A 20696-nucleotide genomic window follows, 5' to 3' on the forward strand; every position below is an offset into this window, starting at 1 on the left:
GGAATCGTTGCGGAACAGCGGGGCCGTCGCTAAGCGTCCCGCTTCCTTTTTTCTGCCGGGCAGATCGATGAACGACCAGCCGACCGTGGGCATCATCATGGGCAGCCGCTCCGACTGGGAGACGATGCGCCACGCGTCCGAGACGCTGACCGCGCTCGGCGTGCCGCACGAGACCAGGGTCGTCTCCGCGCATCGCACGCCGGATCGGCTCTACGACTATGCGAAAGCCGCGCAGGGCCGCGGGCTCAAGGTGGTGATCGCGGGCGCCGGCGGCGCCGCCCACCTGCCCGGCATGTGCGCCGCGATGACCGCGCTGCCGGTGCTCGGCGTACCGGTCGAATCGAAGGCGCTCTCCGGCATGGATAGCCTGCTGTCGATCGTGCAGATGCCCGGCGGCATCCCGGTCGGCACGCTGGCGATCGGCAAGCCGGGCGCGATCAACGCCGGGCTGCTGGCCGCCGCGATCCTCGCCACCCATGACGAGGCGCTCGCCGGCCGGCTGGCCGACTGGCGCGCCAGGCAGACCCAGGCCGTGGACGAATCCCCCGAATGAGCATTGCACCCGGTTCGACCATCGGCATCATCGGCGGCGGCCAGCTCGGCCGGATGCTCGCGATCGCGGCGGCCCAGCTCGGCTATCGCAGCCATATCTATGCGCCCGAGGCGAGCGGCCCCGCCGCCGAGGTCTGTGCCGTCTGGACGCAGGGCGACTATGAGAATGCCGACGCGCTGCGCCGCTTCGCCGAAGCCTGCGACGTCGTCACCTACGAGTTCGAGAATCTGCCGGTCGCGGCGCTGGCGCAGACCGAGGGCGTGCGCGCCTTCCACCCCTCCGTCGAGGCGCTGCGGATCGCGCAGGATCGCGCGCTGGAGAAGGGCTTTGCCGGCCGCCACGACATCCCGACCGCGCGCTGGTCGGCGATCAACACGCTGGACGAGCTGCGCGATGCGGTCGCCGGCATCGGCACCCCCGCGATTCTGAAGACGCGGCGCTTCGGCTATGACGGCAAGGGCCAGGTGCGCCTGCAGTCGCCCGACGATGTCGAGGCGGCATGGCAGGCGATCGGCGGACAGCCTGCGGTGCTCGAAGGCTTCGTGCGCTTCGACGTCGAATATTCGGTGATCGTCGCGCGCGGCCGGGATGGCGAGAGCGTGGCGTGGGATGTCGTCACCAACGTCCATGACGACGGCATCCTGGCGCTATCCACGGTGCCGGCCGAGGGGCAGGTCGCGGCCCAGGCCGCCGAAGCCGTGGCGCACAGCCGGCGACTGGCGGATGCGCTCGATTATGTCGGCGTGCTGGCGGTGGAATGGTTCGCCGGCGCGCACGGCCCGATCTTCAACGAGATGGCGCCGCGGGTCCACAATAGCGGCCACTGGACCATCGAGGGTGCCACCACCTCGCAGTTCGAGAATCATATCCGCGCGATCTGCGGCCTGCCGCTGGGATCGACCGCGCTGACCGGCCGCCGCGTGGCGATGGAGAATCTGATCGGCGCACAGGCCGATCGCTGGCCGGCGATCCTCGCCGAGCGCGACGCCCACCTGCATCTCTACGGCAAGAGCGTGCGCCCGGGCCGCAAGATGGGCCATGTGACGCGGGTCACGCTGTAGGAACCATCCTCCCCGAGCCTGGGCTCGGGGAGGACGAGGATCACGCCTTGCGCGTCGCCTTGACCGGGAATTTGCCGAAGGCGCCAGTGTCGATCGTGCCTTCCATCGTATCGCCGTCCAGACGCCCCTCGACCGTCAGCATCATCGGGAAGGGCACCTTCAGCTCCATCTTGAAGGTCACCAGATCGCCGGAGACCTGGCCGTCGGTGACGTCGAGCGACCCCATCGGGCCGCTGTTGGTGCCCGCGAAGCTGCCATCGGGCTTGCTGGTGAGGGTCAGCACCGAAACCTGCTCCCCCATCGGAGACTGGGCCACGCTGTCCCACTGACCGTCGATATCTGCCATCTTGCCATCCTTCCGTTTACGTCAGCTTGATCACGCTCACTGCGCGCCTGTCTACTTTGCCGGCGCCGCCTTGACCACCTCCACCGGCAGCCCGAGCGTATCGAGCTGCGGTTTCACCTTGGCGGCATCGCCCACCACCACCCAGACGAGCTGCTCCGGCTTGATATCCGCCCGCGCCACCGCATTGAGCTCGGCGGTGGTCAGCGCGCGATAGGTGTCGGCGATGTGCGCGTAATAATCGTCGGGCCGCTGGAGCAGATCGTTGCGCTGCATCGCGTCGAGCAGCTCGTTGCCGGTCTCGAAGCTGCCCGGCAGCTGACGGACGCTGCGCTCCACGGTGCGTTCGCGCTCCTCGTCGGTGATGGGCTGGGTGGTCAGAAACGCCTTCATGTCGCCCAGCATCGCCTGGATGGCAGGCCCGGTCTTGTCGGTCTGTACCGGCGCCGCGACCAGATAGGGGATCCGCCCGGCATAGCGCGAAATCCCCGACGAGACGCCATAGGACCAGGCCTTGGTCTCGCGGATGTCCATGTTGAGACGCGACAGGAAGCTGCCGCCCAGCGCATCGTTGGCGGCGATCAGCGGCAGCAGCTCGTCGGTGCCCTTGGCGGTCAGCACCTCGCCCGCCTCGATCACCGATTGCGGAGAACCGGGGCGATCGACCAGCACGATGCGCGGCCGGGGCGCCGGCACCGGCGTATCCAGCGCCTTGGTGCCCGCCGGGCCGACCGCCTTCCAGCCCGCGAAGCGCGCCTCCAGCATCGGCTGGATGGTGGCGAGCGGCAGATCGGACACGATGAAGATGCTGCTGTCCGTCGGCCGCAGCCAGCGATTCTTGTAGGCGACGAGATCGGCCTTGGTGAGCTTCGCCACCGCCGCCGGATCGCCCAGGCCGCCGCCCGGCACCGCATAGGGGTGGCCGGCACCATAGATCAGCCCCGGCAGCATCCGCCCGGCCAGCCCTTCCGGATCGGAGAGCTGGGACTGGATGCCGGCGAGCTGCTCGCCCTTCACCCGCTGGATATCCGCGAAGGTCGGGTTGAGGGTCACGTCGGCGAGCAGATCCATGCCCGGCGCGAGATTGGGGGTGACGACGACCAGATCGATCTCGGCGCGGTCCATCGAGCCGCCGGCGGCGATCCGCGACCCGAGATGCTCCTGATCGGAGGCGATCTCGGCCGAGGAGCGGGTCGTGGTGCCTTCGTCGAGCAGGCTCAGCATCAGCGATCCGGTGCCCAGTGCCGCCTTGGGATCGGCCGAAAAGCCGCCGTCGAAGGTGATGGCGAGGCTGGTCAGCGGCAGGCCGGTGCGCTGGGCATAGACCAGCTTCACACCGTTGGAGAGCGTGGTGCGGGTGATCGCCGGATAGGTGAGGTTGGAGATGTCGCCGACCGGCGGCGCCACCCGCTTCGGCCCCATGACGGGGGCATCGCCGCTCGCGGCGACCTCCTTGGTGCCGGCAATCGGCTTGGTCGCCGCCTGCCCGGCCTTCGCCTCCTCATAGGGCGCGCGCGGCCCCGGTGCGACGGTGAGCGCGTAGACCGGGCGGGTCAGCCATTTCTGCAATGCGGCGGTCACGCTGGCCGGGGTCGCCTGGGCATATTGCGCCAGCTGCTTCTGGTAGAAGCCCGGATCGCCGGTATAGACCGCGCCCTGCGCCAGCACCGCCGCGCGGCCGGACAGGCCGCCGACCTTCTCCAGCCCGAAGATGCGACCGGCGATCTCCTGCGTCACGGCGCGCTGGATCTCGTCCGCCGTCGGCCCGTGCGCGACCAGATCGGCGATGATCGCATCGAGCCGCCGGCCGACCAGCTGGGGATCGACGCCGGGCTTCACATCCACCTGCACCTCGAACTGGCTGACCCGCTCGAGCGGCTCGACGCCGGCGCTGACCGACACCGCCAGCCCCTCCTTGCGGATCAGCGCGTTGTCGAGGCGCGAACTGGCGAGGCCGCCGAGCACCGACGAGGCGATGTCGAGCGGCACGATATCGGGATCGGCGAGGCCGGGGATCGCCCAGGCGCGATACAGCCGGGTCGTCGCCACCTGGTCGTGGATCGTCTCGTCCTTGCGCGCCGGCAAGGTCGGCACCGCGGCGAGCGTCGGCGTCGGCTGCGGCCCGCGGGCGATATCGCCGAAATATTTCTCGACCAGCGGCCGGGCGGTGGCGGCGTCGATATCGCCGCTCAGCGCCAGCACCGCATTGTTGGGGCCATAATGGCCGCGAAACCACTCGCGCACGTCGCCGAGGCTGGCATGATCGAGATCCGCCATCGAGCCGATCGTGGTGTGCTGATAGGGATGGCCATCCGGGAACAGCGCCTGCTGTTCGGCATATTGGACCAGACCATAGGGCTGATTGTCGTCCTGCCTCTTCTCGTTCTGAACCACGCCGCGCTGGCGATCGAGCGTCGCCTGCCCGACCGCGCCGAGCAGATGGCCCATGCGATCGCTCTCGAGGAACAGGGCCAATGGCAGCGCCGCGGTCGGCACCGTCTCGAAGAAGTTGGTGCGATCGAAGCTGGTGGTGCCGTTATAGTCGGTCGCGCCGACGCTCTCGAGCGGCTTGAAGAAGTCGCCCGGCGCATTCTCCGATCCGTTGAACATCAGATGCTCGAACAGGTGGGCGAAGCCGGTCTTGCCGGCGGGCTCGTCCTTGGAGCCGGCATGATACCAGACCGACACCGCCACCACCGGCGCCTTGCGATCGGTCGAGACGATCACCCGCAAGCCATTGGCCAGCGTGAACTCCTGATAGGGAAGCGACACGCGCGCGGCCAGTTCGGGCAGCGGCACCGGCTTGGCGAGCGGCGCGGCGGAGAGCGGCGAGAGGGCGGAAGCAAGCAAAAGCGCGGAAATCGCAAGGCGCATCAGGATTCATACCTCGGCAGGGGATGATCGCAGCATAGGGCCGTCCCCACGCACCGCAACGGCTTGGCGGCGGGCGTGGTTTGGCGCAGTCCCTTGCCCATCCGTTTTCAGGAGTCGCTCATGGCCCTTCGCCATCTTTCATTGCCCGAGCTTGCCCGCCGCTATCTCGCCAAGGATCCCCTCAGCCTCGACGCCGAGGAACGCAAGGTTCTCGAAAGCTTCAAGGAGCGGCGGCCGATCAGCCAGGATTCGGTCGAGATCGAGGAGGCGCAGGCGAGCTTCGGCGATCGGCTGGCCGACCAGGTGGCGGCGATCGGCGGATCATGGGGCTTCATCATCAGCTTTGGCGTCATCCTGTTCGGCTGGATGCTGCTCAACAGCGACATCCTCTCCCATTGGAACCTCGCCTTCGATCCCTACCCCTATATCTTCCTCAACCTGATGCTCTCGATGCTCGCCGCGATCCAGGCACCGGTGATCATGATGAGCCAGAACCGCCAGGGCGACCGCGATCGGGTCGCCGCCAGCCACGATTACGAGGTCAATCTGCGCGCCGAGATCGAGATCATGCGCCTGCACGAGAAGATGGATGCATTGCTGGAGCGGCTCGACCGCGACGACGCCCAAATCTCGCGATAGCCTCTTGTGTTGCATATAAGTCACACCATATCGCGGCGGACCACTCTTTAGGGGAGCTTGCATTGGACCTCGAAAAATTCACCGATCGCGCCAAGGGCTTCCTCCAGTCCGCGCAGACCGTCGCGATCCGCATGAACCACCAGCGCATCGCGCCCGAGCATCTCCTGAAGGCGCTGCTCGAGGATGAGCAGGGCATGGCCTCCGGCCTGATCGCCAAGGCCGGCGGCGACGCCAAGGTCGCGTTGCGCGAGACCGACGCGGCGCTCGCGAAGATCCCGGCCGTCTCGGGCGGCGGCGCGCAGCAATCCCCCCAGCTCGACAACGACACCGTGCGCCTGCTCGACCAGGCCGAGCAGATCGCCAAGAAGGCGGGCGACAGCTTCGTCACCGTCGAGCGCCTGCTGCTCGCCTGCGTGCTCGCCGCCGCCACCGCAGCCGGCAAGGCCCTGGCGACGGCAGGCGTGAAGGCCGACGCGCTCAACGCCGCGATCAACGATCTGCGCGGCGGCCGCTCCGCCGACACCGCCTCGGCCGAGGATCGCTATGACGCGCTCAAGAAGTTCGCCCGCGACCTCACCGAGGCGGCGCGGGCCGGCAAGCTCGATCCGGTGATCGGCCGCGACGAGGAGATTCGCCGCACCATCCAGATTCTCGCCCGGCGCACCAAGAACAATCCCGTGCTGATCGGCGATCCCGGCGTCGGCAAGACCGCGATCGCGGAAGGGCTCGCGCTGCGCATCGCCAATGGCGACGTGCCCGATACGCTCAAGGACCGCCAGCTGATGGCGCTCGACATGGGCAGCCTGATCGCCGGCGCCAAATATCGCGGCGAGTTCGAGGAGCGGCTGAAGGGCGTGCTCGACGAGGTAAAGGGCGCGGAAGGCCAGATCATCCTGTTCATCGACGAGATGCACACGCTGATCGGCGCGGGCAAGGGCGATGGCGCGATGGATGCCGGCAACCTGCTCAAGCCCGCGCTGGCGCGCGGCGAGCTGCACTGCATCGGCGCCACCACGCTCGACGAATATCGCAAATATGTCGAGAAGGATCCGGCGCTCCAGCGGCGCTTCCAGCCGGTGTTCGTCGGCGAGCCCACGGTGGAAGACACCATCTCGATCCTGCGCGGGCTCAAGGAGAAATATGAGCTGCACCATGGCGTGCGGATCACCGACGGCGCGATCGTGGCGGCGGCCACGCTCTCCAACCGCTACATCACCGATCGCTTCCTGCCCGACAAGGCGATCGACCTGATGGACGAGGCCGCCTCGCGGCTGCGCATGGAGGTGGAGAGCAAGCCCGAGGAGATCGAGACGCTCGATCGCCGCATCATCCAGCTCAAGATCGAGCGCGAGGCGCTGCGGCGCGAGACCGACAAGGCGAGCGCCGACCGGCTCGGCAGCCTCGAATATGATCTGGCCCGGCTGGAGGAGGAATCGCACGCCCTCACCCAGCGCTGGCAGGCCGAGAAGGAGAAGATCGCCGGCCAGGCCAAGATCAAGGAGCAGCTCGACGCCGCGCGCCTCCAGCTCGAGCAGGCGCAGCGTTCCGGCGATCTCGGCAAGGCGGGCGAGCTCTCCTACGGCGTCATCCCGACGCTGGAAAAGCAGCTGAGCGACGCCGAGCAGGCCTCGCAGGGCGCGATGCTGCGCGAGGAGGTGACGTCGGAAGACATCGCCGCGATCGTCGCGCGCTGGACGGGCATCCCGATGGAGCGGATGCTGGAGGGCGAGCGCGACAAGCTGCTCAAGATGGAGGAGATCGTCGGCCGGCGCGTGATCGGCCAGTCCGAGGCGGTGGTCGCGGTGTCCCGCGCCATCCGCCGCGCCCGCGCCGGCCTGCAGGATCCCAACCGGCCGCTCGGCTCCTTCCTGTTCCTCGGGCCGACCGGGGTCGGCAAGACCGAACTGACCAAGGCGCTGGCCGGCTTCCTGTTCGACGACGACAGCGCGATGGTCCGCCTCGACATGTCCGAATATATGGAGAAGCACAGCGTCTCGCGGCTGATCGGCGCGCCGCCGGGCTATGTCGGCTATGACGAGGGCGGCGCGCTGACCGAAGCGGTGCGGCGCCGGCCCTATCAGGTGGTGCTGTTCGACGAGGTGGAGAAGGCGCATCCCGACGTCTTCAACATCCTGCTCCAGGTGCTCGACGATGGCCGCCTGACCGACGGCCAGGGCCGCACGGTGGATTTCACCAACACTTTGATCATCCTGACCTCGAACCTCGGCTCGCAATTCCTCACCTCGCTGGGCGAGGACCAGCCGGTCGCCGACGTCGAGCCGCAGGTGATGGAGATCGTCCGCTCGCACTTCCGGCCGGAATTCCTCAACCGGCTCGACGAGATCATCCTGTTCCACCGGCTCGGCGCGGCGCACATGGCGCCGATCGTCGACATCCAGGTGGCGCGCATCCAGAAGCTGCTCAAGGATCGCAAGATCGCGCTCAGCCTCACCGATGCGGCCCGCGCCTGGCTGGGCCGGGTCGGCTATGATCCGGTCTATGGCGCACGCCCGCTGAAACGCGCGGTGCAGCGCTACCTCCAGGATCCGCTCGCCGAGATGATCCTGCAAGGCGAGGTGCCGGACGGATCGCTGGTGAACGTCGACGAGGGCGACGGGGCGCTGAAGCTGGCGGTAGGCTGATTGATCAGGGGCGAGCGATGTCGAACGCGACCGTCATGCGTTCGCCCGCCGGAAAAGGGCGCGTTCCGTGCCACATCGTGGATGGGAACAAGACCAGTCGTCCAGCTGCGGGTTCGACCTGACGGAAACCATCGAGTGTCGGCAGGATATCTCGGCACTCGCCAAAGGCGAGCCAACCCTCTTGGCTCGCTTGGTTCGTGCCATTGGGCAGGGCGACGTAAAATGCCGAACTGAGCCAGCCCTGCGGATGAACATGGTCGACATGGAAACCAGCACCCGAAAGGCGGACCGACCATGCGCCCGCAATTCTCACCGGCGCTCGCGGGTCGATCAGCGTTGGATGTCCCACAACTGCTGGCGGTAGCTGCGCGATATGGGCCGACACCGCTTCCAGCAGCACATCGCGGAGCTGGCGGATCTCCGGTTCGGCGCGGGCGAGGAGGTTGCCGTCGGTCTGGGTGCCGCCGCGCACCGACTGATCGAGAAATTCGCCTGAGCGACGATGCAGCGCCCGCAGCATATCTGCCAATGCGGCGATCTCCTGGGCGGACAGACCCAGATCATACACGCCGACCAGCCTGGGATTGCCCTCAAGCCAGTGCCACCGATCATCCTCGACTAACCGCCAAAGCAGGCTGCGATAGGGCCAGAGTATGACCTCCTCCTGCATCGGAAAGGCCCGCTCGGCCATGGCAGTCGCCTCATCGAAGCGCCCCATGCGAATGAGATTGCGAAGCGGACGGATAAGCCCCGCAGCGGAGTTAGTGAGAGTAAGCCGATCGAACAAGCGCTGCGCGGCCTCCGCTTCGCCAGCCTCACTGAGCCCAATCGCCTCGACCCGGCGCCATTCCTGCTGTTCGCCCAGCCGGGAGCTGGCAGCACGCGCCATCTCGGTTGCCTCGACATACCGACGTGCATCAAGCAGCATGCTCAGCAGAAGCCGCCATAACGAAGGATCGCCCGGATAACGCGCCAGCGCTGCCCGAACCGTGGCGGTCCCGTCACCCGTCATCCTCGAAGCGGCATGAATCCGTGCATACGCCGCATGACCTTCGTGCCAACCGGGATTTTCCTCCAATATGCTGGTCATCGCAGCGATCGCATCGTTTCCACGTTGTTCGGCGACGAGGGCGGCCGCCCGGCCGACCAGCATGCTCGCATCCGTCGGCGCCAGCCTGAGAGCCCTGTCATAGAAAGCCGTTGCCGGGATCCCCGCTTCCCAAGTCGACCGTGCGAGGCCATGGGCGACGAGCGCATCCTTCGGCGCAAGACGAACGGCATGCTCGAATGCCGCCACTGCCCCCCGTCCGTCCAGAACCCCCCGGCGCGCCAATCCGAGGATCTGGTATAGCCGTGCGTCCTTGGCACCAGCAGCAATCGCTTGCGTGATCCGAGCCGTGATCGCCTCGAAAAGCCCATGGTCGAGGGCATCAAGAGAGAGATCGGCCAGCGCCGATACCGATAATGGCCTCGGATCGGCCAATCGTCGTTCGATCTGGCGGCGTTCGTTCATATCTTTTGCCTAGCAAAATGCGGCTTCAGGACAAGAGCAAGGCCCTTGGATCGGCACTGGCGAGCCGCTAGAGAGGATTTATGCTGGACGAAATCGCCGAAATCGAACGCGCTCTGGACCGCGAAGACCTTCCATCGGCCGCCGCCTTGGCATCACGCGCGCTAGCGAAGGGCATCCGTCAACCATTGGTGTTCAATCTGGTGGCATGGCGCCATGAGGAGGATGGTCGCCTCGAAGAAGCCGAGGCTGTGATCCGCGATGCTCTCGCGACATGGCCCACCGACCCCTCGCTCCATCTTGCGCTGGGCGTCGTTCTACGCAAAGCGGGCGGATTGCGCTCGGCAGTCGAATCGTTCCAGCGCGCCATCGAACTGGACGCCAGCTATGCCGCTGCTTGGTTCGAGCGCGGCTCGACCTTCGAGCGCGGCGGTGCGTTGGCCGATGCGGCGGACGATTTTCGTCGTGCCATCGAGCTTGAGCCGGGCAATGCCGCCGCCCATGCTTCGCTCGGCGCGAGCCTTGCCCGACGCGGCGACCGGGAAAGCGCAACGCACCATGCGACGCAGGCGCTGCGGCTTGATCCGGGCAATGTCACCGCTCACAATGCACTCGCGCTGGTGGCAATAGAGGAAAAACGTTTCGTCGACGCCATCGCCCTGCTCGAACCCGTGACCATTGGCAGCTTGGACGATCGCGAGATATTGGTCAGCACCCGCACCCTGCTGGGCGATGCGTATGAAGGGGCTGGCCGCTATGACGACGCCTATCTGACATATGCCGCCGCGCAGACCCTGTTCCACACCGAGAACAGCGCACGTTTGGGCAAAAATCATCACGACGCGCTGGACGCGGCTCAGAAAACTGGCGATTCTCTGGAAGCAGCGGATCCGGCGCTCTGGCGCGGCACGCCGACGTCGACTGGCCCTGCCGCAATCCATGTCTTCCTAACCGGCTACCCGCGTTCAGGCACGACACTTGCCGAGAATATCCTGGCGACGTTGCCGGGAGCGGTTGCGATCGAGGAACGGCGGACGCTGGGTATGGTTGATCGCGCCTATCAAGAGGATACCGACGGCCTATCGCGCTTCGCCTCGCTACCCGAAGAACAACTCGCAGTCTTCCGCGAAGCCTATTGGACCCACGCCACGGAAGCGGCCAGGGAATCGCTGACCGGCAAACTGTTCGTCGACATGGACCCGTTCAAAGGCGGCCGGCTGCCAATCATCGCCAAGCTGTTTCCTGACGCCAAGACGGTAATCATGCGTCGCGATCCGCGTGACGTCGTGTGGAGCTGTTTCCACACGAGCTTTGCCTTCAATGCTGGCACCATGGCCTTCGCCACGCTGGAAAGCACTGCGAAACACTATGCGCTGACTCAGCGGGTTATCGAACGGTCTCTCGCAACCCTCCCAATCAATGCCTTCGAACTGCGCTACGAGCTGCTGGTCCGCGATTTCGATGCGACCACGCAGGCTCTGTGCAGCTTCCTCGGCGTGCCTTGGGAGGAGGAATTGCGCCGCTTCGACCGCACCGCCAACCGGCGAGGCGTATCGACCGCCAGCACCACCCAGGTCCGCAAGGGGCTCTATGATGGCTCCGGCGGTTGGCGTCGTTACGAACGCCAACTCGCCACTGTCGAACCGATCCTCAAGCCGTGGATCGAACGCCTCGGCTACGCCTGAACCTACCGGCCGTTAGGCTGGCTATTGTAAGTCTCCTGATGCTCTGCCCATTGCCCGGCATGAAACGCGCGATCACGCCATTGTGCGGCGGTCAGGCAGACCTTGGTCGTAGCAATTCTCGATCCGATCTGATCCTCGGTCTTGCAGATGATCCGGTTGGGATCTTTCGCGTCCTTGGTTGCCGGAATAGCGGGGGAGGCGACCGGCGTTACAGCGTCATCCGCAAGAGCAGCGACCGGGATGGACAACAATGCACATGCAAATATGACATCAGCGAGCTTCATTTCACAAACTCCTGCCCTGATGAGAGACCCACTCATTTTTTTCCAGCATTGGGAAGTGCCATCTTAGCAGGCCAAACCTGTTCATGACCAGATGATGAGTAAATATCGATCGCAATCACAGTCCGCCCAAATTTCTTCCCGTGGCCTGAGCTTGCATCAAATCCTGGACGATCGCACGATCCTGATCATCCAGCTCAGGGCGCCAGAGGTCGCCGATCAAGACGACCCTAAGTTCATTACTGTCGTTCCACGCTTCGTGCTCGATGGTATCGTCGAATATCCATGGCTCACCAGCTTGCCACTCACGGGTGTCCCCGCCGACTCTAAAGCGGCAGCCGGGAGGAATGATCAACGGCAGGTGGCAAACGACGCGGAAGTTCGCCACGCCGTGGTGGCTTGGGATATGAGTGTGCGGCGCAAGCAGCGAGAACATGAGGTTAGGGCCGAGCCCCGGAATGACCGCCTGCTCCTGGCCCGCAAAGGCGGCGATCGTCCGCGGGCAGGCAGCCGCATTCACCGGATCATGATCGCCGTAACGGATGAGATGGAACGCATTCCAGTCCGTCGAACGGTTGAGAGCCGACCATTGCGCGGCAGGCTGCCCTGGCGCAAGATCCACATACGGACGCTGCCGATCGGCATGGGCGACCGCGAGCGCATGAAATTCGGCGAGGATGTCGGGGAAAGCGCGCCGTAGCCGATCGCGCAATTCGCCGTGATTCGTATCGAAGAACTCGATATCGGAAAGGCCGGGATAACGATAATGCGTCGGCTCCTGATGATAGGCCGGCCGCCGGTCTAGGACATTGTCGGCGAAACGACGCGCTCGCATGCGGTGGGCGTCATCGAGTGTATCAGTGAGAGCAAGCCGCGATTCGACATTGGCTCTATGGCGCTCCAAAAAAACGTTAATTCTTTGGAGTTGCGCTTTCATTGCCGCGGGCAATTGCACTTCGGCTCTGCCGTGAAAAACTACCGCTCGATAGATTTCCGCAGCGCGATCTGCATCCCCGAGTTGCTCATGCAGACTGCCTTTGAGAAGCAATCCCACGAAATCATTCGGACGCGCGGCGAGCGCCGCATTGACCGCATCGAGAGCGCTGGGCATCTGGCCGGTGCGTCGCCGCAGTGCCGCCAGTTTCATCCAACCCGCGAAATCGCCGGGCGCCGTGAGCAATCCCTCTTCAAGGAGCGCCACGGCCTGCATCACCTGCCCCCGGGCGAGTGCGGCGTCGGTCGCACGGTGAAGATCCGGGTTCATTTCGCCCAATACTCGCTTCGCAAATAAAAAGGGATGGCGCATCTTTCGACGCGCCATCCCCCGATATCAGCTTCCGATCGAGATCAGAAGTTCAGCTGGATCGCCGCGTAGATGTAGCGACCGAGCGAGTCATAGACCTGAGCGTAGGTGTTCGAACCGTTGTTCGAATAATTGGAGTCGAGGATCGGCGGATCCTTGTCCAACAGATTCTGCGCACCGACACGGAGGGTGTAGTTGTCACCGATCCGCGAGACCACCGACAGATCGAAGTAGCTCTGCGGCTTGATCTTCGAGACGGCCTTGTTGACGCAGCCATCCGGGTTCGCAGTACCATCGACGCAGACGGCGAGATGATCGATCTTGATCTCGTCGTTGGTGGTGCCGCTGAAGAAGCGCCATGCACCCTGGATCCCGATCGCATCGTTGATCTGGTACGTCAGGCGAGCGGTGTGGCGCCACTTGGGCAGCGGCGTGCCGCAGTAGCTGAAGCCGAATGCGCCAGCGCAATCATAGCTCGTGCCGCCCGGAACCGGGAGGATCTTGAACTGATCGAGATAGGTGCCGTTCAGCGAGAAGCTGATCGAGGAGTGCGAGAAGACATTGACCTTATAGTTGACGGCCACGTCCACACCACGGGTCTTCTCAGAACCGAGGTTCAGCGTCGGGTTGGCGACGTAGCTGGCACCCGTCCACAGCGAACCATCACCACCGCGATGGATCAGGCCACACACCGAGGTATCGCCCGCGGTGCACTGGTTGAGGATATACTGGGCACCCATCGTGCCGATCTCGTTCTTGACCTTGATGCTGTAAAAGTCAGCGGACATGGTCAGGTTACGGATCGGGTTGAGCACGACACCGGCGGTGATCGTGTCGCTCTTTTCGGGCTTCAGGTTGGCATTGCCGGACGTCTGCTGGTTGTACTGATTGGCCGCATTGTCATCGATGTTGCCATATTCAGACGCCGTCACGCCAGAGAGCTGACATGCGGCGAGGCTGGCAGAGGGGCTAGCGCCGGCGCAGGGGTCTTGACCGCTGAAGAGGACCACGGACGGTGCTGCGAAAAGCTCGATCGTGTTCGGCGCACGAACCGCACGGCTGTAGCCCGCGCGGAAGCGGATCTGCTTGATCGGGGCATATTCGCCCGAGATCTTGTACGTGTTGGTCGTACCCTGGAGGCTGTAGGACGAGTAGCGATAGGCAGCGTCGAAAGCGAGCGTCTCGATCAGCGGCTTGTCGTTCACGACCGGCAGCGAGAATTCGGTGAAGCCTTCCTTCACGTCATAGCTGCCGCTGACATCAGGCAGACCGAATGGCGTGCCCTGGCCGGCGAGATCGCCCGTCAGGAATTCCGCGTCACGGTTGAGCGCGATGCTCTCCTTGCGATACTCGCCGCCGAACACGGCCTGAACACCGCTGTTCGCCCAAGGCGACTGAAGACCATATTGGCCGAAATCGACCGAGATGGTGCCGCTGGCGACATATTCGGTGTTGCTGCCGCTCTGGAAGCCCGGAGTCTGCAGATAGTTGAGTGCCGCCTGCGTGACGCCGCCAGTCGAGAAGATGTTGTAGGGAACGCAATTCGGATCGGTGTTGTTCACCACCGACTGGCAGGTCGCCACGCCATTGACGTTGACGACGTCGAGAGCGCGATTCAGGCGAACGCGCGAAAAGTCGTTCTTATACTCCTCGCTGAGGAGCGACTTCCAATATTGGCCATAGACATCGTAGGTGATGCCCTTGGCGATTTCGCCCTTGGCGCCCAGCACGGCACGGTAGTCGGTGTGGCGCAGATCGTCGACGCGGCCACCGCCCTCGACGTTACGACGGCCGATGTAGAGCGACTGGAGGGTCGAGGTGCCGGCGTTGGATCCGCAAAGCTGCGAAGCCTGGCCCGAGGTGAGCAGCGGGTTGTCGCAGTTCACGAGGAAGTCGGTGCCATAGAACGCACCCGACGCGGCGATCTGCGCCTCGGTGTGATCGTCCATGAACATGAATTCCATGTACGGCTTGAACGCGTCGCTCACGTCATAATTGGCAAACAGGCCCGCGGTCACGCGCGTGTCGGGACGCTGGAAATAGTTGACCGGGTTGAAATTATAGCCGTCGCGCGCGGAGCTGTAGGTGCCGAAACCACCCGGGACCGTCGACGTCGCGGCGGGGTTGGCGGTGAAGCTGGCACCGGTCGGGCTGTAGATCGGCGCACCGGTGATGGTGGTGCCGGTCTGCACGGTGCGACGGAAACGGCCGTAAGCCGAGGTCGAGGAACCACCGCAGGTGTGGTACGGGCTACCGCCCGAGGTTTCGGCAGAAAAGCCGCAATAGCTGTAATCGCGATCACCCTGGGTGATCGCGTTCACCTTGCGCCAGCTGGCATAGCCCGTGACATGGCCACGGCCATCATCCATGCCCGCACCAAAGGTGGCGGTCACGGTCTTGATCGATCCGTCCGTGGTCATGCCCTTGGGCGGAGTGAAGCCGCGCGCTGCAAGATCACCATTATAGTCGGCGTTGTTGTAGTTGTTGTCGTGATTATAGAAGGAGTTCTGCGCGTCGAGCTGAAAACCTTCGAAATCGGTATTGAGGACGAAGTTGACGACGCCCGCGAGCGCGTCCGAACCGTAGGTCGCCGAGGCGCCGCCGGTCAGCACGTCGATGCGCTTGATCAGCGAGCCCGGAATGAAGTTGAGATCCGATGCGATGTCGGTCGGGTCGCCAGCGCCGAGACGGCGGCCGTTGATCAGGACGAGCGTGCGCGAGGTGCCGAGATCGCGAAGATCGACGGTCGCAATGCCCGATGCGCCGTTGGCGTCGGTCGAGCCCTCGCTTGCGAACACCTGCGGCAGCGAGTTCAGCATGTCTTCGATGCGAACATTGCCCTGCGACTTGATTTCAGCCGAGCTCACCGCGGTGACCGGCGTCATCGACGTCAGGTTCGGGTTGGAGATGCGCGAACCGGTGACGACGATCTCGCCACCCGATGTCGGAGCGGCAGCGGCGGCAGGCGCGCTGCTGATCGTGCTGGAGGCGGCAACCGGCGGAGCATCGGTCGCGGCAGGAGCAGCCTGGGCGAAGGCCGGGGCCGAGATGAGCGCCGAACCGGCGACGATGGTAGACGCAAGCAGGCGCCCGCGGAAATCGAGTGACATAGGTGACGTCCCCTTGGTTACGCGATCACGCCTCATTTTCCCCATGGGCGTTTTGGTTGACCGTCTGTGCAACAGTTATGCGGGAGGGAAACATTGTCGCAAGATTTTATTCGCAGTCGCAAACCGTTGAAATTCTGCTGTAGCAAATGAGACACAGTGCCACTGCCCGCTGGACAAATCCGCAGTTTTGCACTGGATATGGCGCCAAGCTGGAAACGGGAGGCATTCGAGATGAGAGCTGTGTTGCTGATGTGCAACGGCATGGCACTGCTGCTCTGCAGCGCAGCTGGTGCCCGCCAGCCGAACATGCCGCCCGCCGCCGAAGTCGCGCCCGTGAAAGAACTGGCCCGCTGCAAGGCGATCGTGGACAGTCCCTCCCGGCTTGCCTGCTACGATCAGGCGGCCGACCAACTGCTGACGGCGGAAAAGAAGGCGGATATCATCGTCGTCGATCGGCAGGAGATCGAGAAGACCAACCGTTCGTTGTTCGGCTTCGGCCTGCCAGACCTTTCGATCTTCCGTAGTCACGGAGCATCCATGCCAGCCGTCAACCAGATCGACGGCGTCATCGCATCGGCGCAGTCCGATGCCAGCGATCAGTGGACCTTCCACTTGCAGGATGGCGCCGTGTGGCAGCAGATCGATACCAATAACCTGTCGCGCTCGCCGCGTTCCGGCGATCCGGTGGTGATCAAGCGCGCCTCGCTCGGCAGCTATATTCTCAGCGTATCCCGCGCGCCGGGCGTCCGCGTGCGCCGGGTCGGCTGAGCAGCGGCCTCACTTCGGCGATGTGGCCAATTCCTCCATCGCCGGCGCCACCAGCTTGGGATCGATTCGCTCGCCGCGCCAGGTGAGCGCCCAGTGGAGATGCGGGCCGGTGGCGCGGCCGGTCATGCCGCTCTCGCCGATCACCTGGCCCTGGCGCACCACATCGCCGACCTTCACGTCGATGTGGCTGAGATGCAGGAAGGCACTGTCCAGGCCCATGCCGTGGGCGACCATCAGCAGATGCCCCTCCAGCGTGAAGGGGGCGCCGGTGGCGGCGAGGATCACCACGCCGTCGGCCGGCGCACGCACCGGGGTGCCGGTCGGCACGGCGATGTCCTCACCCGAATGGAAACTGCCCTTCTCGCCATTATAGACGCGCTGGGCACCGAAGGCACCAGAGATGCGGCCGTTCGCCGGCCACAGGAACGCCTGCCGCCAGCCGTCGCTCCGCACCGTCTCCGCAGTCTCGCGCGCAGCTTTGATCTGGGCGAGTTCGCCGGCGCGGATCTTGAGGAATTCGGCCTCGGGCTGCTGATATTTGGGGATCGGCAGCGCCTCGATCCGATAGGTGCCGGGCGCGATCACCAGATGATCGGTGACGCGCGCGCCGTCCGCGCGCGCGGCGATCAGCGTCGCAGCCGGCCCATGGTCACGGCCGAAGGCGATCAGGAAGCGCCCGTCGCCCGCCATCGGTACATCGGCCCCATCGAGGGTGAGCGACACGGTGCCCCGCGGCGCGATGCCGATCAGCATCCCACCCTGGCGCATCGTGCCGGTGAACGCAAAACCGGCCGATGGGCCGGGCGAGGCCGGCAGCGCGACACCGGGACGCAGTTCGGGCGCGGGCGCGGTCCCGGGCACCACCGGCCGGGACAGCGGTGCAGCGCCATGCGGCGGCGCGACGCAACCGCCGAGCGCGAGCAGCAGCGCACCACCCGGTCCCCAGCGCCCGGCTGGCCTCATCGCGTGGCGAACTCGGCCTTCGCGGACAGTTCGGCCGAGGCATAGGGCTCCTGCCGCTCGACGCTCCAGTAGCGCAGACGGTCGAGCGGGATCCGCTCGCCGGACACCGCGCAGGTGACATGATCGCCGGGCACCAGCACGCGGAAGCTGTTGGCCATATAGCGCAGCCGCGCCTCGCGATCGCTTTGCGACATCAACATGGGCATATTCCTTCCTGTCCCCCCTCTACAGCAGGCGCGGCTGAAGGGAAGATGCCGGGGCCGGCGCGGAGGCCGGCGCCGGCCTGGGCTTCGTGCGCGGCGACGGCGTGTCGGTGGCGACGACATCGACCCCACCATCGGCGAACACCAGCCGCATCGCCCCGACCTCGCGCGCGCGCGCGGCGCTGGCGACGACATGCCCGTCCGCCTCGACGCGGGCATAGCCGCGCTGGAGCACGAGATCGGGGTTGAGGCTCTGCGCGACCCGCCACAGTGCATCGAGCCGGGCACGGCCGTCGGCGATTCGCGCCGTCACCAGCTGCGGTCGCAGCCCGACCCGATCGAGCGCCGTCCGCTCCTTCTCGACCCGCGCCGCGAGCAGGCGCGGGCGCAGCGCGCCGGCCGCCCGGGCCAGCTCCCCCCCCGCCACCGCCAGCCGGCGGGACAGCGCGCGCGGCAATCGATCGCCGAGATCGTCGAGCTTCTGCCGCTGTGGGCCGAGCAGCGTGTCCGGCGTCGGCAGGCGGCGGGCGGTGGCGGCAAAGCGTTCCTGCGCGCGCTCCCGATAGCGGCGCGCATACGCCCCCGTCCGGCCGCCGAGCGTGCCGATATGCGCGAGCAGATCGGCACGCACCGGCACCGCCATCTCGGCAGCCGCGGTCGGCGTCGGCGCGCGGCGATCGGCGGCGAAATCGCAGAGCGTGGTGTCGGTCTCATGGCCGACCGCCGAGATGATCGGGATCGTGCAGCCGGCGACGGCGCGGACCACCACCTCCTCGTTGAACGCCCACAGATCCTCGATCGAGCCGCCGCCGCGCGCGACGATGACGAGATCGGGGCGCGGCACCGGGCCATCCGCGGGCAGGGCGGAGAAGCCATTGACCGCCGCCGCGATCCTGTCGGCCGCGCCCTCGCCCTGCACCGGCACGCCCCACACGATCACCCGGCTCGGGAAGCGATCGGCCAGCCGGTGGAGGATATCGCGAATCACCGCGCCGGTGGGCGAAGTCACCACGCCGATCACGCGCGGGATGAAGGGCAGCGCGCGCTTGCGGTCCTCGTCGAACAGGCCTTCGGCGGCCAGCGCGCGGCGCCGCTTGTCGAGCAGCGCCATCAGCGCGCCCTGCCCGGCCAACTCCATCCGGTCGATGATGATCTGATATTTGGAGCGCCCCGGATAGGTGGTGAGCCGGCCGGTGCAGATCACCTCGGCGCCATCCTCGGGCCGGAAGCGAAGCGATCCCGCCTGCCCCTTCCAGATCACCCCGTCGATCACCGCCTTGTCGTCCTTCAGCGCGAGGTAGCAATGGCCCGACACATGTCGCTTGAAACCGGAAATCTCACCCCGCACGCGGACATGGCCGAAGCGATCCTCCACCGTCCGCTTGAGCGCGCCGGACAGATCCGACACCGACAGCGCAGGTGCGTTGTCGCCCGGCGCCTCCTCGGCTAGGAGCGCGGCGTCATCATATGGAGCGAAGGGGTCGGCCATGAATGTCCTGTTGTTGGGCTCGGGGGGCCGTGAACATGCGCTCGCCTGGAAGCTGGCGCAATCGCCGGCGCTGACCAAACTCTATGCCGCACCCGGAAATCCCGGCATCGGCCACCATGCCGCGCTGGTGCCGCTGGCGCTGTCCGACCATGATGCGATCCTCTCCTTCGCCCGCGAGGCGGCGATCGATCTGGTCGTCGTCGGGCCGGAGCAGCCGCTGGTCGACGGCCTCACCGACAAGCTGCGCGATGCCGGCTTCGCGGTGTTCGGCCCGTCGGCGGCGGCGGCGCAGCTCGAGGGCTCCAAGGGCTTCACCAAGGCGCTGTGCGACCGGGCCGGCGTGCCGACTGCCGGCTATGCCGCCTTCACCGACGCGAGCGAAGCCAAGGCGGTCCTGCCGCGCTTCGGCGTGCCGGTGGTGATCAAGGCCGATGGCCTCGCCGCCGGCAAGGGCGTGATCATCGCGACGACCACCGCCGAGGCCGAGGCCGCGATCGACGACATCCTCGGCGGCCGCTTCGGCGCGGCCGGTGCCAGCCTGGTGATCGAGCAGTTCCTCGAGGGCGAGGAGGTCTCCTTCTTCGCGCTGTCGGACGGCAAGACGGTGCTGCCGCTCGGCTCCGCCCAGGATCACAAGCGCGTCGGCGACGGCGACACCGGCCCCAACACCGGCGGCATGGGCGCCTATTCCCCGGCCCGCGTGCTGACCCCCGCGCTGGAGGCCCAGGTGATGGCGGAGATCGTCCGCCCCTCGATCGCCGGCATGGCGGCGGCCGGCACACCCTTCACCGGCGTGCTGTTCGCCGGCCTGATGCTGACCGAGACCGGCCCGCAGCTGATCGAATATAATGTCCGCTTCGGCGATCCCGAATGCCAGGTGCTGATGCTGCGCCTGGACGAGGATCTGCTCCCCCTGCTCCACGCCGCCGCCACCGGCACGCTGGCGGAGCGCCCGGTGCGCTGGAAGGACGAGGCGGCGCTGACCGTCGTGATGGCAGCCAAGGGCTATCCCGATGCGCCGCAGACCGGCGGCACCATCGCCGGCATTGCCGCCGCCGAGACAGACGGCGCGCATGTCTTCCACGCCGGCACGCGCAACGATGCCCAGGGGCTGGTCTCCGCCGGTGGGCGCGTGCTTGCGGTCACGGCGAGCGCGGCCACCGTCGCCGAGGCCCAGGCAGCCGCCTATCGCGCCGTCGATGCGCTCGATTTCCCGACCGGCTTCTGCCGCCGGGATATCGGCTGGCGGGAGGTCGCGCAGGGCTGACCCGC

Annotated in this window: 16 protein-coding genes; 7 read left to right on the forward strand and 9 right to left on the reverse strand. The window is 66.0% G+C overall.

From position 1 onward, the window contains the following. Positions 1-67 precede the first annotated feature (67 nt). Together purE and PBT88_RS19950 are read left to right on the forward strand one after the other, a co-directional pair. Positions 68-553, forward strand: a complete 486-nt coding sequence (gene purE / locus PBT88_RS19945) for a 5-(carboxyamino)imidazole ribonucleotide mutase (RefSeq protein ID WP_270077025.1) — start codon at positions 68-70, stop codon at positions 551-553. Beyond that, positions 550-1614, forward strand: a complete 1065-nt coding sequence (locus PBT88_RS19950; protein ID WP_270077026.1) for a 5-(carboxyamino)imidazole ribonucleotide synthase — start codon at positions 550-552, stop codon at positions 1612-1614. The genes purE and PBT88_RS19950 overlap by 4 nt, the downstream gene beginning before the upstream one ends. A 40-nt stretch (positions 1615-1654) precedes the next feature. On the opposite strand, the gene PBT88_RS19955 is transcribed toward PBT88_RS19950, so the two are convergent. Beyond that, positions 1655-1960 carry a hypothetical protein gene (locus tag PBT88_RS19955; RefSeq protein ID WP_270077027.1) on the reverse strand — a complete coding sequence of 102 codons (306 nt, stop codon included), beginning with the start codon at positions 1958-1960 and terminating at the stop codon, positions 1655-1657. A gap of 51 nt (positions 1961-2011) precedes the next feature. Continuing rightward, positions 2012-4831 (reverse strand): M16 family metallopeptidase, encoded by a 2820-nt coding sequence (locus PBT88_RS19960; protein ID WP_270077028.1) that lies wholly within the window; start codon positions 4829-4831, stop codon positions 2012-2014. A 120-nt stretch (positions 4832-4951) separates the two neighbouring features. On the opposite strand from PBT88_RS19960, the gene PBT88_RS19965 reads away from it, so the two are divergent. Both PBT88_RS19965 and clpB read left to right on the forward strand, forming a co-directional pair. After that, entirely contained in the window at positions 4952-5470 is a 519-nt protein-coding gene (locus tag PBT88_RS19965) for a DUF1003 domain-containing protein (RefSeq protein WP_270077029.1), read from the forward strand. Positions 5471-5532: 62 nt separating this feature from the next. After that, positions 5533-8112 (forward strand): ATP-dependent chaperone ClpB, encoded by a 2580-nt coding sequence (clpB, locus tag PBT88_RS19970; protein WP_270077030.1) that lies wholly within the window; start codon positions 5533-5535, stop codon positions 8110-8112. Positions 8113-8116: 4 nt separating this feature from the next. On the opposite strand, the gene PBT88_RS19975 is transcribed toward clpB, so the two are convergent. Continuing rightward, positions 8117-9625 (reverse strand): putative 2OG-Fe(II) oxygenase, encoded by a 1509-nt coding sequence (locus tag PBT88_RS19975; protein WP_270077031.1) that lies wholly within the window; start codon positions 9623-9625, stop codon positions 8117-8119. An 80-nt stretch (positions 9626-9705) separates the two neighbouring features. Here PBT88_RS19975 and PBT88_RS19980 point away from each other — a divergent pair, with 80 nt between their 5' ends. Continuing rightward, complete coding sequence (locus PBT88_RS19980; protein ID WP_270077032.1) at positions 9706-11307, forward strand: tetratricopeptide repeat-containing sulfotransferase family protein; 1602 nt, start codon at positions 9706-9708, stop codon at positions 11305-11307. A gap of 2 nt (positions 11308-11309) precedes the next feature. On the opposite strand, the gene PBT88_RS19985 is transcribed toward PBT88_RS19980, so the two are convergent. The 3 genes from PBT88_RS19985 to PBT88_RS19995 form a co-directional block, all read right to left on the reverse strand. After that, entirely contained in the window at positions 11310-11591 is a 282-nt protein-coding gene (locus tag PBT88_RS19985; protein WP_270077033.1) for a hypothetical protein, read from the reverse strand. Between the two features lie 115 nt (positions 11592-11706). After that, complete coding sequence (locus PBT88_RS19990; protein ID WP_270077034.1) at positions 11707-12894, reverse strand: aspartyl/asparaginyl beta-hydroxylase domain-containing protein; 1188 nt, start codon at positions 12892-12894, stop codon at positions 11707-11709. Between the two features lie 41 nt (positions 12895-12935). Next, on the reverse strand, positions 12936-16001 hold the full coding sequence (locus PBT88_RS19995) for a TonB-dependent receptor domain-containing protein (RefSeq protein WP_270077035.1): 3066 nt from the start codon (positions 15999-16001) through the stop codon (positions 12936-12938). Between the two features lie 231 nt (positions 16002-16232). Here PBT88_RS19995 and PBT88_RS20000 point away from each other — a divergent pair, with 231 nt between their 5' ends. Beyond that, the gene (locus PBT88_RS20000) at positions 16233-16769 is read left to right on the forward strand and encodes a hypothetical protein (protein WP_270077036.1); all 537 of its coding nucleotides are present in this window, start codon (positions 16233-16235) and stop codon (positions 16767-16769) included. A gap of 9 nt (positions 16770-16778) precedes the next feature. Here the strand turns inward: PBT88_RS20000 and PBT88_RS20005 are convergent, their stop codons facing one another. Genes PBT88_RS20005 through xseA form a run of 3 tightly spaced genes read right to left on the reverse strand, consistent with a single transcriptional unit; the run spans position 16779 to position 19424 of the window. Beyond that, positions 16779-17732: a M23 family metallopeptidase gene (locus tag PBT88_RS20005; protein ID WP_270077037.1), complete on the reverse strand. Its 954-nt coding sequence runs from the start codon at positions 17730-17732 to the stop codon at positions 16779-16781. Beyond that, on the reverse strand, positions 17729-17932 hold the full coding sequence (locus tag PBT88_RS20010) for a DUF2093 domain-containing protein (RefSeq protein ID WP_270077038.1): 204 nt from the start codon (positions 17930-17932) through the stop codon (positions 17729-17731). Before PBT88_RS20010 ends, PBT88_RS20005 begins: the two co-directional genes overlap by 4 nt. Positions 17933-17957: 25 nt before the next feature. Next, positions 17958-19424 carry an exodeoxyribonuclease VII large subunit gene (xseA, locus tag PBT88_RS20015; protein ID WP_270077039.1) on the reverse strand — a complete coding sequence of 489 codons (1467 nt, stop codon included), beginning with the start codon at positions 19422-19424 and terminating at the stop codon, positions 17958-17960. Between xseA and purD the strand changes: the two genes are divergently transcribed. Further along, positions 19423-20691: a phosphoribosylamine--glycine ligase gene (gene purD / locus PBT88_RS20020; protein WP_270077040.1), complete on the forward strand. Its 1269-nt coding sequence runs from the start codon at positions 19423-19425 to the stop codon at positions 20689-20691. The two genes, xseA and purD, sit on opposite strands and share 2 nt — an antisense overlap. Positions 20692-20696 lie beyond the last annotated feature (5 nt).

This window comes from Sphingomonas abietis, assembly GCF_027625475.1.
In the GTDB taxonomy this organism is placed as follows: Bacteria; Pseudomonadota; Alphaproteobacteria; order Sphingomonadales; family Sphingomonadaceae; genus Solisphingomonas; species Solisphingomonas abietis.

What these genes read in the sequence shown, in the direction of transcription:
- purE (WP_270077025.1), top strand. Translation starts at nt 68, where the DNA reads ATGAACGACCAGCCGACCGTGGGCATCATCATGGGCAGCCGCTCCGAC.
- PBT88_RS19950 (WP_270077026.1), top strand. Translation starts at nt 550, where the DNA reads ATGAGCATTGCACCCGGTTCGACCATCGGCATCATCGGCGGCGGCCAG.
- PBT88_RS19955 (WP_270077027.1), bottom strand. Translation starts at nt 1,960, where the DNA reads ATGGCAGATATCGACGGTCAGTGGGACAGCGTGGCCCAGTCTCCGATG.
- PBT88_RS19960 (WP_270077028.1), bottom strand. Translation starts at nt 4,831, where the DNA reads ATGCGCCTTGCGATTTCCGCGCTTTTGCTTGCTTCCGCCCTCTCGCCG.
- PBT88_RS19965 (WP_270077029.1), top strand. Translation starts at nt 4,952, where the DNA reads ATGGCCCTTCGCCATCTTTCATTGCCCGAGCTTGCCCGCCGCTATCTC.
- PBT88_RS19975 (WP_270077031.1), bottom strand. Translation starts at nt 9,625, where the DNA reads ATGAACGAACGCCGCCAGATCGAACGACGATTGGCCGATCCGAGGCCA.
- PBT88_RS19980 (WP_270077032.1), top strand. Translation starts at nt 9,706, where the DNA reads ATGCTGGACGAAATCGCCGAAATCGAACGCGCTCTGGACCGCGAAGAC.
- PBT88_RS19985 (WP_270077033.1), bottom strand. Translation starts at nt 11,591, where the DNA reads ATGAAGCTCGCTGATGTCATATTTGCATGTGCATTGTTGTCCATCCCG.
- PBT88_RS19990 (WP_270077034.1), bottom strand. Translation starts at nt 12,894, where the DNA reads ATGCGCCATCCCTTTTTATTTGCGAAGCGAGTATTGGGCGAAATGAAC.
- PBT88_RS19995 (WP_270077035.1), bottom strand. Translation starts at nt 16,001, where the DNA reads ATGTCACTCGATTTCCGCGGGCGCCTGCTTGCGTCTACCATCGTCGCC.
- PBT88_RS20000 (WP_270077036.1), top strand. Translation starts at nt 16,233, where the DNA reads ATGAGAGCTGTGTTGCTGATGTGCAACGGCATGGCACTGCTGCTCTGC.
- PBT88_RS20005 (WP_270077037.1), bottom strand. Translation starts at nt 17,732, where the DNA reads ATGAGGCCAGCCGGGCGCTGGGGACCGGGTGGTGCGCTGCTGCTCGCG.
- PBT88_RS20010 (WP_270077038.1), bottom strand. Translation starts at nt 17,932, where the DNA reads ATGTTGATGTCGCAAAGCGATCGCGAGGCGCGGCTGCGCTATATGGCC.
- purD (WP_270077040.1), top strand. Translation starts at nt 19,423, where the DNA reads ATGAATGTCCTGTTGTTGGGCTCGGGGGGCCGTGAACATGCGCTCGCC.
- xseA (WP_270077039.1), bottom strand. Translation starts at nt 19,424, where the DNA reads ATGGCCGACCCCTTCGCTCCATATGATGACGCCGCGCTCCTAGCCGAG.